Raw genomic sequence first — 11,516 nt, 5'->3', positions numbered from 1 at the left:
CTGGATTCTCCAAGGTGGGTAGTGCGGAGAGGGATGGCGCGTTCCCGCGCCTCCACACACCCGCGGACCATCAGGATGCGGCCTCCGATCCCGATGCCGGCGAACGCATGTTGCGCCATCTCGCGCGGTGTCCCTATCCGTTCGGGTGGCAGGCACTGGCCCGCAATCCGCGTACGCCCGCGTATCTGCTCGGTGAGCTCTGCTCGCGGCGCGACAGCACGTGGAACGGCAACCGGTTGCTGCGGCTGGTGGTCGAGCACCCCAACGCCGATCGCGCGGTTCTGCTCGGCGTGCTGGACGAGCTCGGAAACCGGCTGCGGACGTCGACGAGCCGGCCGTACGCGGCCGTACTTCTGCTCGCGGGCCGGCCGGAGCTCATGCCGGATGAGGTGCGACATCTGGCGGCGCTGCCGGGCGCGTCAGCGCGTATGCGAGGCGGCCTCAGGCGCCGCCTCGCCCGGCGGGAGTCCACGAGTGGCGGATGAGTCTTCACCCGAGGGCCTGAGCCCTCCTCCGGCCGTGGATGCGCCCCGGTCGTTCCGGACGGGACCTTTCTCCTGTTCTCGTGCTGCCGTTGATGATCGGCGGCCTCCAGAGCGTCCTGACGCCGCGTGCGACCGGCAGGGCGCATGTACGAAACGACGGTGGATACACCCCACCAAAACCCTGTGTTCGACTGCGTACTAGGAGTAATGGGCCAGGTCGGTATCACCCACAGTGACCATCCTCAAAGACGGGAGGCCATCTCCGCATGTTCGGGTTGGCCATCCCGTCACGGTCCGTTAATGTCCAGCGGTGTCACCGGCCGGTAACAGGCCGGACCGCCGAATCGTTCGCCGCGCAGCCAGCGCGCCGACGAACCGGGGACCCATTCGCGGAGCTTCAGGGGCTCTCCCCCGCTCCCGGTCCCGGGGTGAATCCGTAACCGGTAGGGCTTCTCCTTGCCCGAACCCGTCAGCTAACCCGGTAGGCGGCCCAGGAGAAAGAGGAGCACCTGAATGGAGCCTTCGCGATCCGCGAAAGCGCATCATAGGAAGCACCGCACGGGCAAGACCGTCGTCACCGGCATCCTTCTCGTCGCCGGACTGAGCGCCCTGCCGGCACGGCACGCCGGCGCCAAGCCGGCTCCCGGTATCGACACTCTCCGGCAGCAGGCCGGCCAGCTCAACACGCAGCTCGAGCAGCTCACTGAGCAGTACGACGGGCTGCGGGTACGGCTGCAGCAGGCACAGCGTGCCGCGGAGGTGGCCAAGGCGACCTCCACCCGCGAGACCAAGGCGCTGAAGAGCATCCAGCAGCGCGTCGGCAGGCTCGCCGCGCTGCGCTACATGCACGGCGGCACCGACGAGGCACCGGCGCTGTTCGCCGCGCCGGACCCGCAGGCGCTGCTGGACCAGGCGGCGACCCTGCACTACTTCACCCAGCAGGACGACACACAGGTCCGGCAGCTCACCCAGGCGATCCAGACCGCCGAACACGCCTGGCAGAACGCCCAGGTCCACGCCACTCAGGCGGCTGGGCTCAAAACACAGCTCAAGCAGAAGAAGGCGACCATCCAAAAGACCCTCGACAAGGTACGCAAACCGCTGCTGAAGGACGCCGTCGAGCGTGCCGGGCGTGGCGAGAGCGTTCCGGTGATCCCCGGGGGCCCCACCAAGGCGATCGGCGCCGTACGCGCGGCGCTGTCGCAGCTCGGCGTCCCGTACGTCTGGGGCGGTGCCACGCCGGGCGGGGGCTTCGACTGCTCCGGCCTGACCATGTGGGCGTACCGCCAGGTCGGCGTGAACCTGCCGCACTACGGCGGCGACCAGTGGAACGCCGGGGTCCACGTCTCCCGCAGCCAGCTGCAACCGGGTGACCTGGTGTTCTTCTACTCCGACATCCACCACATGGGGATGTACCTCGGCGACGGCAAGTTCGTGCACGCGCCGCACACCGGGGACCGGGTACGCGTCGCCGACCTGGCGACCCGGCCCTTCGCCGGCGCCGTACGCATCGTCTGAACAGGCGGGGGCCTCGGGACCGCGAGGGGCGTCCCGAGGCCGTGGAGCCCGTACGGACGGGACCGCGGCGCCCGGCGGCCGGACCAGGCCCGGCCACCTGCCGCCGCGCGCCGCGGGCTCCTACTTGGTCGTGCGGTACATCTCCGCCACCATGAACGCCAGGTCGAGCGCCTGCCCGCGGTTGAGCCTCGGGTCGCAGGCGGTCTCGTACCGCTGGTGCAGGTCGTCCTCGACGATCTCGTGGCCGCCGCCGACGCACTCGGTGACGTCGTCGCCGGTGAACTCGAGGTGGACGCCGCCCGGATGCGTGCCGAGGGCGCGGTGCACGTCGAAGAAGCCGGCCACCTCGTCCACCACGTCGTCGAACCGGCGGGTCTTGTAACCGCTTTCGGCCTCGAACGTGTTGCCGTGCATCGGGTCGCAGATCCACGCGACCTGTGCGCCGCTCGCGGTGACCTTCTCCACCAGCGGGGGCAGGTTGTCGCGTACGAGCTTGGCGCCCATCCGGATGACGAACGTGAGGCGGCCCGGCTCGCGCTGCGGGTCGAGCGCGTCGATCAGGGCCAGGGCGTCCTCGGCGGTCGTCGTCGGGCCGAGCTTGACCCCGATCGGGTTGCGGATGTGGCGCATGAACTCCACGTGCGCGCCGTCGAGCTGCCGGGTGCGCTCCCCGATCCACAGGAAGTGCGCCGAGACGTCGTACGGCAGGCCCGAACGTGAGTCGATGCGGGTCAGGGCGCGCTCGTAGTCGAGCAGCAGCGCCTCGTGGCTGGAGTAGATGTCGACCCGGTGGAACTCCTCGGGGTCGGCGCCCGCGGCGTTCATGAACGCGAGTGCACGGTCGATCTCACCGGCGAGGCGCTCGTAGCGGCGCCCGGCCGGGCTGTTGGCCACGAAGTCCTGGTTCCAGGCGTGGACCTGACGCAGGTCGGCGTACCCGCCCTGGGTGAAGGCACGGCAGAGGTTCAGCGTCACGGCGGCGGCGTGGTAGGCGCGCAGCAGGCGTCCCGGGTCAGGGGCGCGCTCCTCGGCGGTGAAGCCGAAGCCGTTGACCATGTCGCCGCGGTACGCCGGGAGCTCGACACCGTCGCGTACCTCGACCGATTTCGAACGCGGCTTGGCGAACTGCCCCGCCATCCGGCCGATCTTCACGACCGGCACGCTCGCGGCGTAGGTCAGCACGACCGACATCTGCAGCAGCGTCTTGAGCTTGTTGCGTACGTCGTCGGCGGTGGCGCCGGAGAAGGTCTCCGCGCAGTCGCCGCCCTGGAGCACGAACGCCTCGCCGCGCGCGACGGCGGCGAGCTGGCCGCGCAGCAGGTCGCACTCGCCCGCGAACACGAGAGGCGGGAGCTTGGCGAGCTCCGCGGCCACCGCGTGCACCTGCGCCGGGTCGGGCCATTCGGGCTGCTGGGCCGCTGGACGTGATCGCCACGTGTCAAGGAGGTCCACGAGTCCCAAGGGTATCGACCACTACGCCATGCCGGGGCACGCGACCATGCACAACGCGATGTCGTTGCCCAGGGCTTGGCCGGAGTTTTCCGGGTTGATCACTGCGGCTACGGCCGACGCGAAGGTCTGCGATGATGGGCCGACTCCCCGCAGGCAGCCGACCACGCATGAGGTTCTTACATGAGCACCACCAGCCGCGCCTACGACATCTGGCTACGCAAGCCGGAGGAGGCCCAGCAGCTCCTGGAGTCGAAGCGGTCCGACCTCGACGGTGACGGGCTGTCGCTGTTGTCCTGGCTCGTCCTCACCAACGAGCGCGACGACCGCAAGGCCGAGCAGCTCGCCAACACGGCCGTCGCGGCCGGTGGCGACACCCGCTTCGCCACCGCCGCGCTCTCCGAGGTGCACAAGTGGCGGGGCGACTACAACCGCGCCGCGGAGATCGTCCGTGCCGCGCGCGAAAAGTACCCGACCATCCCGTGGTACGCGCTGACGCTGGCCGACATCCTCAAGGACGGCAACCGCATCGACGAGTCCGAGGCCCTCCTCGAGTCCGTCGTCAACGACCCCCAGCTGCGCCGGCACGCGCTGAAGCGGCTGTCGAAGTGGGCGGTGGACCGTGGCGACAACGTCCGCGGTCTGAAATACCAGACCGAGCTGATCGCGCTGGCCCCGGACTACCTCGTGTACGCCTCGGACTACACCCTCCTGGCCCACCTGCGCCTCGAGGCTGGCGACCCCGCGGGCGCGCGTGACGTTCTGCACCGTGGCGCCTCGATCTACTCGGGCAACGCCCAGATCAGGGAGATGCTGCACCGGCAGTTCGGCGAGACGCCGCCGGCGAAGCCCCCGACCGTCGCCCCGGTGGACGAGCGGACCGTCGGCGCGCGCCGCATCCCGATCAAGACCAAGATGATCACGCTGCGCAGCGGCATCCTCCCGATCATCCAGGAGGCCACCAACGGGCAGCTTCGGCCCGACGACATCCTCGCGCTGTCGGAGAGCCCGGCGTCGGCCGGCCAGGGACGCATGATCCCGCTGGAGATGATCACGCCGGAGGGCATGGCCAAGCAGCTCAGCAAGTTCGTCGGCAAGATCGGCCCGCTGCACAGCCCGGCCGGTATGCAGGGCGCGATCCTGGAGGCGGGCCGTACGAAGGTCCTGCTCGGGGCCGCCGCCGGCGCGGCCGGCAAGCTGGTCGGCAAGCGCGGCTGGTTCTACCGCGTCGCCGGGCCGGGCGCCGCGATGATCGACGACGTCGCCGCGGCACTGCCGCCGCACGACCACCACCTGCTCTTCGGCCCCGGCCGCCCGGACAAGCTGTCTGAGGACCTGTCCGCAGCGCTGGGCTGCCACGTCTGCGTCGTCGACGCCAACAACCTCACCGGCGCGTGGGTGGTCGGCGCGTCGGCGGGCGTCGACCGCAAGTGGGTCGAGAAGGTCCTGTCGGACAACCCGGCCGGCAACGAGGACGAGCAGACCCCGATCGTGCTGATCCGCAAGATCTGACGACGAGACGGCGCGCCGCCACGGCTGTCCGGCGGCGCGCATCGTCGTAGGGTTTTCCTCCTCGCTCGCGCCTTTCGCCGGGAGGCCGGCGAGCCGGCCCGACACGGCGCCCCAGCCACCCGCGCGGGGCACCTGCGGCATCGCACGATCCCCTGAGCCGGTGGCGGACCGGTCCGCCACCGGCGCCCCCCGGCAACCCCCTCGCGGGACACCCGCCTTCACCCTCGGCATCGCACATCCCTCTGGAGCCGGTGGCAGACCCGTCCAGCACGGCCCAGCCACCTCCGCCCGGGCACCCGCCTTCACCCTGCGGCTTCGCGCAAATCCCCGAGCCGGTAGCGAACCCGTCCCCCACCACACCCCAGCCCACCCGCCGTCACCCCCGGCATCACGCGATCCCCCGAGCCGGCGGCAGACCCGTCCGGCACGGCACGGCAGCCATCTCCACCTCTCAGCGCCCGGTTTGACCAGGTCAAATAAGGTATCCCGCATGGGCGGGCGGATGGTCGACAGGCGTGGGCGGCGGGTCGAGGTGATCCTTCTCGACCGCTGTGACGGTGGCGGCATCCGCCCGTGGATCCGCGTCTCGTGGCGGGGAGTCCTGCTCGGTCCCGGCTGTGACCGTGGCATGGGCAGCGGTTACTACCGCCGGGTGGAGGACGCCCTCGCGCTCGTCGACGCCGAGAGCCTCGTCGAGATCATCGAGTTTCCCGGGCCGTTAGGACGGACCGGTCCCGTACCGGGACCGGAGATCCTCGGCCCGGCCGGCAGGAAGGCAGACCCGGCCTGCACGAGGGCAGGCCCGGCCCGCACGAGGGAAGGCCCGGCCCGCACGAGGGCAGACCCAGTCCGCACGAGGGCAGGCTCCCGCCGGGCGGCGGGCTTGCGGCGGTCATCCGCCTCCCCGCCCGGCGGGCGCTCACCGGTGCGCGGCGCCGATGGCCTCGCGCGCGGCGAGTGCGATCTGTTCGACGTGCCACTCGCTCAGGCCCTGGTGTACAGGGAGGGCGAGCATCTGGTGGCGCAGCGGCTCCAGCTCGGCGTAGCGCTGACGGTCCAGCAGTGGATGCGGCACCGGCCAGATCTCGATGGACCGTACGCCGCGCTTCTGCAGCTCGGCGATGGTCCGGTCGCGCTCCGGCACGCGTACGGGGAAATAGAGCGGCGCGACACCGTCGGGCAGGCCGCGGAAGCGGTCGAGGCAGACCTCGGGCAGGGAGTTGAGCAGGATCTGGTAGTTGCGGCGCCGCTCCTCACGGATCCGCGCGCCGTCCGCGCCGTGCACGGCCCACTCGGTCATGCGCGAGGCCTTGGACGCCGCGCTCTCCATGTCGGCGACCTCGAGGTTCCACTCGCCGATGACGGTCTCGGTGAGGGTGCCCGCCTCGACCGCCTGCTCGGTCTTGCTGACCTTGCGGAAGACCTTGGTGGCGGGGGCGCGCAGGACCCCGGCGCGCGACTGGGCGGCCCAGCCCATGCCCTGGGAGGCGATCGAGCGTGCCATGCCCTTCCACGGTGGCCGTCCGGTCGCCTCGATGGAGCCGCCGCGGATGAGCACGGCGCCGCCGTCGGGCACGCCCAGCGACTTGCGGGGACAGAAGATGGCGGCGTCGCCGCGCGAGCCGATCGCGCTGCCTCCGTCGTAGGAGAACAGCGCGTGCGCGGCGTCCTCGATCACGCGGGTGCCCGGCGGCACGGGCGGCATCGGGAAGCCGTAGTAGGAGATCAGGTACGTCGCGTCGGACTGCTCGGCGGCCCGCATCAGGTCCTCCTCGTCGACCTGAAGCGTCGGGAAGACCCGGTAGAAGATCACCTCGATGCCGGCCAGCCGAGCCGCCTCGACCTCCGAGCCGCAGTGGTAGGCCGGCATCGCCAGCCGGTGGCCTGGCCCGAGACCGAGGGCCTTCAACGCCAGCCAGATGGCGCCGCGGCCCAGATGGGTGAGGGTGAGCCCGTCCGAGTCGAACGGGAAGAGCCGGGACCGCCGCGTCACCAGGGAGGCCGGCTCGAGTGGCGGATAAACGCTCATCAACGGGTCGCTCATAGTGGCAACACCTTACTGGCCGACATGGGGTTGGATATGGGTTCGCCGGGCCGACGAAACTTCGCGGGCCCCGGGCACGTCGTACCGGTCAGAGGTGATGAATGGACCTGTCCACTCTCGGCGACGTCTGGCATGACGTCGTCGGCACGCAACCGCATCCGCCATGGTGGCTCGTCACGCTCACCGGAGTGGCGGCGCTGGGGGCGGTCTCGGTGCGCTCGGTGTGGCACGTGCTGCGCAACGTCGTGACCATCGCGCACGAGGGCGGCCACGCGGTCGCCGCGCTGGTCACCGGCCGCCAGCTGCACAGCATCCGCCTGCACTCCGACACCTCGGGCGTCACGGTGTCGAGCGGCAAACCGTACGGTCCCGGCATGATCCTGACGGCCTTCGCGGGGTACGTCACTCCCCCGCTGCTGGGCCTCGGCGCCGCCGGGCTGCTCGCGGTCGGACACATCACCGCCCTGCTGTGGGGCGGCATCCTGCTGCTCGCCGCGATTCTCATCCTGATCCGCAACATGTACGGCGTGTTGTCGGTCGTCACGACCGGCGCGGTGTTCTTCGTGGTCTCCTGGTTCGGGTCGTCGACCGTGCAGGCGGCGTTCGCGTACGCCTTCACGTGGTTCCTGCTCCTGGCGGGCGCGCGGCCCGTACTCGAGCTGCAGAGCAAGCGCGCGCGGGGCCGCGCGCCCGACTCCGACGCCGACCAGCTGGCCCGACTTACGGGCATGCCGGGACTGATGTGGGTGTTCGGGTTCGGCATCGTCGCGGTCGTGGCGCTGGTGGCGGGCGGTGTCTGGCTGCTGCCGTCGTCGCTGCCGCAGCTGCCGAACTGGTGACTCACTTCACCTTCTGCCCCTTGTCGGCGTCGATGACGTACCAGGTGGTGCCGTTCGAGGCGACGCCCTGGCCCTTGATGTCACGAGGCTCGGCGTCCCTGGTCGAGTAGTAGAGCGGCCAGCCGTTGTACTCCACCTGGACCGGGCCGTCGGACCGGCCGATCGTGCCCAGCCAGGCGGAGTTCACACCGGGCCCGGCGTTGATCTGGCCGTTGGTGAACAACGGCGGCCACTCCTTCGTACAGGAGCCGGTGCACATGGACTCGAAGTCGGCGTTGTCCTTGGCGGACACGTAGATCGTCCGGCCCTGGCCGTCGACCAGGATCCGGCCGTAGCGCGTCTCCCGGGTGCCGATCTCCAGCGGGACGGTTCCCGGTGCCGGCGACTCCGGGCCCCCGGTCGATGACGGTTCTGGTGCCCCCGTCGGCGGGGGTGTCTCCGCCGACGGGGACGACTCGGGGACGGGCGACGATGGCTGGGCGTACCCGCCCGAACGGGGCAGGGCCGGTTGCCTCCCACCGCAGCCCGAAGCGAACAGGCCGAAGCCTGCCGTCAGCACGCAGGCGACACTGACTGCCTTGCGCATGTGAGTCCACTCCTTCGCACGGAGACGTGAACGGAGTCGACGATCGCGGTGGCGGCGCCGCCCGCGGGCGTGGCCGCCACCGGCGAGGCTTCTTCGGCCTGCTTGCGGCTACTTCTTCTCGAGCTTGTCGCCCTTGCCCGCGTCGACGACGTACCACTTGGCGCCGAACGCCTCGAGACCCTGGCCGAGCATGTCGCCGGGCTTGGTGTCCTTGGCGTAGTGGTAGAGCGGCCAGCCGTGGTACGTGACCTGCTTCGTACCGTCGGACCGGTCGGTCATGCCGAGCCAGGACGCGTTGACGCCGGGGCTCGCGGTGACCTTGTCGGTGGTGAGCAGCGGCGGCCAGGCCGTGGCGCACTCACCGGTGCAGGTGGGCTTGCCGGCCTTGTCCTTCTCGAACAGGTAGAGCGTCATGTCCTTGCCATCGACCAGGATCTTGCCGATGCTCACGTCCTTGGTCTTGACCTCCGCCGGACCGGTCGGCGTCATCGACGCCACGGGCGGCGAGGACTCCGTTCCCTCGGTGGCCGGCGGCGAGGACTCGGGCGCCTCCGTCTCCCCCGGTGATTCCATCCCGGGCGATGACGGCTGGGCGAAGCCGCCCGATGACGGAACGGCCTTGTGCTTGCCGCCGCAGCCCGTCATGAGCATGCCGAGGCTGGTGGCCAACACGCAGGCGGCCTTGACTCCCTTGCGCATTTCTGTCGCTCCTTTCGCACGGTGACGTGGAAGGCACCAGCAGGCGCAGCGACGTAGTCCGCCGTTATGCCCCAGGTTCGCCATAGGCGGGAACGTCTGGCCTGCTTGTCGAGGCCGTCCCCCCGTGTGCCCCCGCACCGAGGTCCCTGCCCGCCCGTTGTTAAATGGGAACCGATTCATTTCTTAACTGAACTTGGGAAAGCGCGGCGTGACATGACGATCCCGAGCGCCGGAATCAGGAGTTCAGCTCTTCCAGCCCTTGTCGGAAAAAGGCGAGAGCGGTCTGCCGCTGGTCGTCGGCGGCGAGGAGCGCGCCGTAGGTGAGGGACGCGCCGCCGAAGGTGGCGTCGGCCCAGAAGGCGCCGCTACGCCTCTGCCACGGGGACACGTAGAGGTAGGGCTCGGGGTGGGCGTCATCGCCGGGGGAGGCGCCGTAGGAGGCACGCCGGCCGGCGGACTCCTCGCCCAGGTCAAGAGCCGGGTCGAAGTGCTCGGGCCACAGCTGCACCCGTCCGGGCGCCAGGGGACGGCCGTCGAAGCGGAGCTGTTCGAGCACCGACCAGGCGAACCCGAACCAGGCGCCCAGCGCCTCGGCGGCGGCAGGGTTCACCGGCAGGTGGGTGTCCGGGGCGGCGGGCGTCGAGGGGCTGTAGACGTCCGGCGGCATCCCGAGGGGTACGCCGGCCAGCATCGCGGCCTCGCCGAGCGTCGCCGGGGTGTGCGAGGTGCCGTCGACGACCAGCCGTCCGTCCTCGACACGGATCTGGCGGCCGGTGCCGAAGTACGGGGTGCCGAAGCCGTGACGGGTGTACCGCAGACCGATCTTGCCGTTGGCGGCGTAGCGTGCGGCCCCGACGACGTGCTCGGCCAGCGCGTGCAGCGAACGACGCGTGGCGACGAAGGCGCGCGGCAGCGGGGCGAGGCGGCGCCAGGCGCCGAGCCAGCGATCGGCACAGAAGCCGGCCAGACCGGGCCGCTCGCGGGTGAGCTCGTCCCAGCTCCGCCCCAGCCCGCTGACGGGCGTGACGAGCCGGACACCGTACGGCCCGGCCAGCGGATCGTCGGCGAACCAGGGCGGCACCATGACGGCGGGCGGGGAGGGCTCCAGCACCCGGACGTCGTACTCACCCCCGAGCAACTCCCACGCTTCCCGCCGCGCGTTCATCGGCCCCCCACCGTCATCGTCCGCCCACCGAGGATCGCCCCCGGCCGAGGCCCGCGGCCGTCGAACGGCGGGGCCGCAATCGGGCTCACGGCCGACCCCACTCGGCCACTGCGATTCCCGCCCCTGACCACATCGTCCGGCCCACCAGGGCGCGGTGTGAGGGCGGCCTCGGAGCGTTGCGGCGTCGCGTTCGGGCGGGTGTCGTGCCGCCCCGGCGGAATGTCGGCGGGCCGGGGTGTGGCCGTAGGCCGGGTCCCGTGCTCAGGGGGCTTCTCGCCCGGCCCGGCAGGGCCGGGGCGGTGAGCGGCGCGTAGCCCCGGCACCCATCTCACCGGGACGCTCCGGGCAGGGCGCGGCTTTTGCCGCCGGGCGCGGTAGTGGGGCGGTGAGGCGTCGGCCTCGCGTGCGGACGGGTCACGTGCCGCCTCGGCGGGCCAGGGGGCCGGGCCGTCCCCATGCGGGGATTCTCAACCGGCCGCGAGTCCGGCGGCCCGTACGGGCGGCGGCGCCGAACGGCGCGTAACCTCGGCGCCGCCCTCACCCGGACGCTCCGGGCAAGGCGCGGCTGTTGCCGCGGAACTCGGCGATGACCTCACCGTCGGAGCGGCGGACGGTCACGTCGTAGATTCCGCTGCGGCCGAAGCGTGCGCGTTCCACGGCGTCGGCGGTCAGTTCGTCTCCCGGCCGCGCCGGGGCGACGAACACCACGTCGGCCGCGGCGGCGACGGTCACGACCTCGTACGTGTTGCAGGCGAAGGCGAACGCCGTGTCGGCGAGGAGGAAGACATAGCCGCCGTGCGCGATGCCGTGGCCGTTGACCATCGTGTCCGTGACGGTCATCCGCGCGCGGGCGCGGCCCGCGGCCACGTCGGTGATCTCGATGCCGAGGTGCTGGGACGAGCGGTCGGACGCGTACATCTTCTCGGCGCAGCGGCGCGCCACCTCATCCGCCTCCGTCACGCTCACCAGTGGACCACGCATCGATGATCAAGGGAACACCCGGCGCGACCACGACCACCCCGACATTCTCTACCTGAAATGTCGGTATATGGTGATCTGCGCACCTGCCCCAGCCGACGACCAGATTGACGTAAGGAGCCAACACCGAGCATGATGCTGACCGTGTATCGGAGCAAGCCCCTCGTCGCTCGCCTGCACGTCGATCTTCGACGGCAGGCCAGCGCGCTGTGCGCGACCTGACCTGAGTCTCCGTCCCTGA

Annotated in this window: 11 protein-coding genes and 1 riboswitch; of the genes, 5 read left to right on the top strand and 6 right to left on the bottom strand. The window is 71.0% G+C overall.

The window, feature by feature from the left end; genetic code table 11:
• Positions 1–107: 107 nt before the first annotated feature.
• Positions 108–485: a hypothetical protein gene (locus tag FB559_RS28855; protein WP_221640219.1), complete on the top strand. Its 378-nt coding sequence runs from the start codon at positions 108–110 to the stop codon at positions 483–485.
• A 327-nt stretch (positions 486–812) separates the two neighbouring features.
• Positions 813–987, top strand: a riboswitch (cyclic di-AMP (ydaO/yuaA leader).
• A gap of 11 nt (positions 988–998) precedes the next feature.
• Positions 999–2,003: a C40 family peptidase gene (locus FB559_RS28850; protein WP_246122145.1), complete on the top strand. Its 1,005-nt coding sequence runs from the start codon at positions 999–1,001 to the stop codon at positions 2,001–2,003.
• Between the two features lie 120 nt (positions 2,004–2,123).
• On the opposite strand, the gene FB559_RS28845 is transcribed toward FB559_RS28850, so the two are convergent.
• Positions 2,124–3,455, bottom strand: a complete 1,332-nt coding sequence (locus FB559_RS28845; protein WP_425455088.1) for a class II 3-deoxy-7-phosphoheptulonate synthase — start codon at positions 3,453–3,455, stop codon at positions 2,124–2,126.
• A gap of 180 nt (positions 3,456–3,635) precedes the next feature.
• On the opposite strand from FB559_RS28845, the gene FB559_RS28840 reads away from it, so the two are divergent.
• Positions 3,636–4,964 (top strand): tetratricopeptide repeat protein, encoded by a 1,329-nt coding sequence (locus tag FB559_RS28840; protein ID WP_141959499.1) that lies wholly within the window; start codon positions 3,636–3,638, stop codon positions 4,962–4,964.
• 919 nt (positions 4,965–5,883) lie between these two features.
• On the opposite strand, the gene FB559_RS28835 is transcribed toward FB559_RS28840, so the two are convergent.
• The gene (locus FB559_RS28835; RefSeq protein ID WP_141959497.1) at positions 5,884–7,008 is read right to left on the bottom strand and encodes a DegT/DnrJ/EryC1/StrS family aminotransferase; all 1,125 of its coding nucleotides are present in this window, start codon (positions 7,006–7,008) and stop codon (positions 5,884–5,886) included.
• 101 nt (positions 7,009–7,109) lie between these two features.
• On the opposite strand from FB559_RS28835, the gene FB559_RS28830 reads away from it, so the two are divergent.
• Positions 7,110–7,847 carry a M50 family metallopeptidase gene (locus tag FB559_RS28830; RefSeq protein ID WP_141959495.1) on the top strand — a complete coding sequence of 246 codons (738 nt, stop codon included), beginning with the start codon at positions 7,110–7,112 and terminating at the stop codon, positions 7,845–7,847.
• Between the two features lies 1 nt (position 7,848).
• On the opposite strand, the gene FB559_RS28825 is transcribed toward FB559_RS28830, so the two are convergent.
• The 4 genes from FB559_RS28825 to paaI all read right to left on the bottom strand — a co-directional run bounded on the left by FB559_RS28825 (position 7,849) and on the right by paaI (position 11,278).
• Positions 7,849–8,433, bottom strand: coding sequence for a COG4315 family predicted lipoprotein (locus FB559_RS28825; RefSeq protein ID WP_141959493.1), 585 nt, complete (start codon positions 8,431–8,433; stop codon positions 7,849–7,851).
• Positions 8,434–8,541: 108 nt separating this feature from the next.
• Positions 8,542–9,132 (bottom strand): COG4315 family predicted lipoprotein, encoded by a 591-nt coding sequence (locus FB559_RS44885; protein WP_221640218.1) that lies wholly within the window; start codon positions 9,130–9,132, stop codon positions 8,542–8,544.
• 235 nt (positions 9,133–9,367) lie between these two features.
• Positions 9,368–10,297, bottom strand: coding sequence for a hypothetical protein (locus tag FB559_RS28815; protein WP_141959491.1), 930 nt, complete (start codon positions 10,295–10,297; stop codon positions 9,368–9,370).
• Between the two features lie 537 nt (positions 10,298–10,834).
• Positions 10,835–11,278, bottom strand: a complete 444-nt coding sequence (gene paaI / locus FB559_RS28810) for a hydroxyphenylacetyl-CoA thioesterase PaaI (RefSeq protein ID WP_141959489.1) — start codon at positions 11,276–11,278, stop codon at positions 10,835–10,837.
• Between the two features lie 129 nt (positions 11,279–11,407).
• On the opposite strand from paaI, the gene FB559_RS28805 reads away from it, so the two are divergent.
• The gene (locus tag FB559_RS28805) at positions 11,408–11,497 is read left to right on the top strand and encodes a putative leader peptide (RefSeq protein WP_141959487.1); all 90 of its coding nucleotides are present in this window, start codon (positions 11,408–11,410) and stop codon (positions 11,495–11,497) included.
• The last annotated feature ends 19 nt before the right edge of the window (positions 11,498–11,516 follow it).

This window comes from Actinoallomurus bryophytorum, from assembly GCF_006716425.1.
GTDB lineage: Bacteria > Actinomycetota > Actinomycetes > Streptosporangiales > Streptosporangiaceae > Actinoallomurus > Actinoallomurus bryophytorum.
Note: the sequence above shows the minus strand (reverse complement) of the source record. Positions and strands in the feature narration are given on the sequence as shown.

Excerpts from the sequence above, each read along its gene's own strand:
- FB559_RS28830 (WP_141959495.1), top strand. The coding sequence starts at position 7,110 with ATGGACCTGTCCACTCTCGGCGACGTCTGGCATGACGTCGTCGGCACG.
- FB559_RS28815 (WP_141959491.1), bottom strand. The coding sequence starts at position 10,297 with ATGAACGCGCGGCGGGAAGCGTGGGAGTTGCTCGGGGGTGAGTACGAC.
- FB559_RS28825 (WP_141959493.1), bottom strand. The coding sequence starts at position 8,433 with ATGCGCAAGGCAGTCAGTGTCGCCTGCGTGCTGACGGCAGGCTTCGGC.
- FB559_RS44885 (WP_221640218.1), bottom strand. The coding sequence starts at position 9,132 with ATGCGCAAGGGAGTCAAGGCCGCCTGCGTGTTGGCCACCAGCCTCGGC.
- FB559_RS28835 (WP_141959497.1), bottom strand. The coding sequence starts at position 7,008 with ATGAGCGACCCGTTGATGAGCGTTTATCCGCCACTCGAGCCGGCCTCC.
- FB559_RS28805 (WP_141959487.1), top strand. The coding sequence starts at position 11,408 with ATGATGCTGACCGTGTATCGGAGCAAGCCCCTCGTCGCTCGCCTGCAC.
- FB559_RS28840 (WP_141959499.1), top strand. The coding sequence starts at position 3,636 with ATGAGCACCACCAGCCGCGCCTACGACATCTGGCTACGCAAGCCGGAG.
- FB559_RS28850 (WP_246122145.1), top strand. The coding sequence starts at position 999 with ATGGAGCCTTCGCGATCCGCGAAAGCGCATCATAGGAAGCACCGCACG.
- FB559_RS28855 (WP_221640219.1), top strand. The coding sequence starts at position 108 with ATGTTGCGCCATCTCGCGCGGTGTCCCTATCCGTTCGGGTGGCAGGCA.
- paaI (WP_141959489.1), bottom strand. The coding sequence starts at position 11,278 with ATGCGTGGTCCACTGGTGAGCGTGACGGAGGCGGATGAGGTGGCGCGC.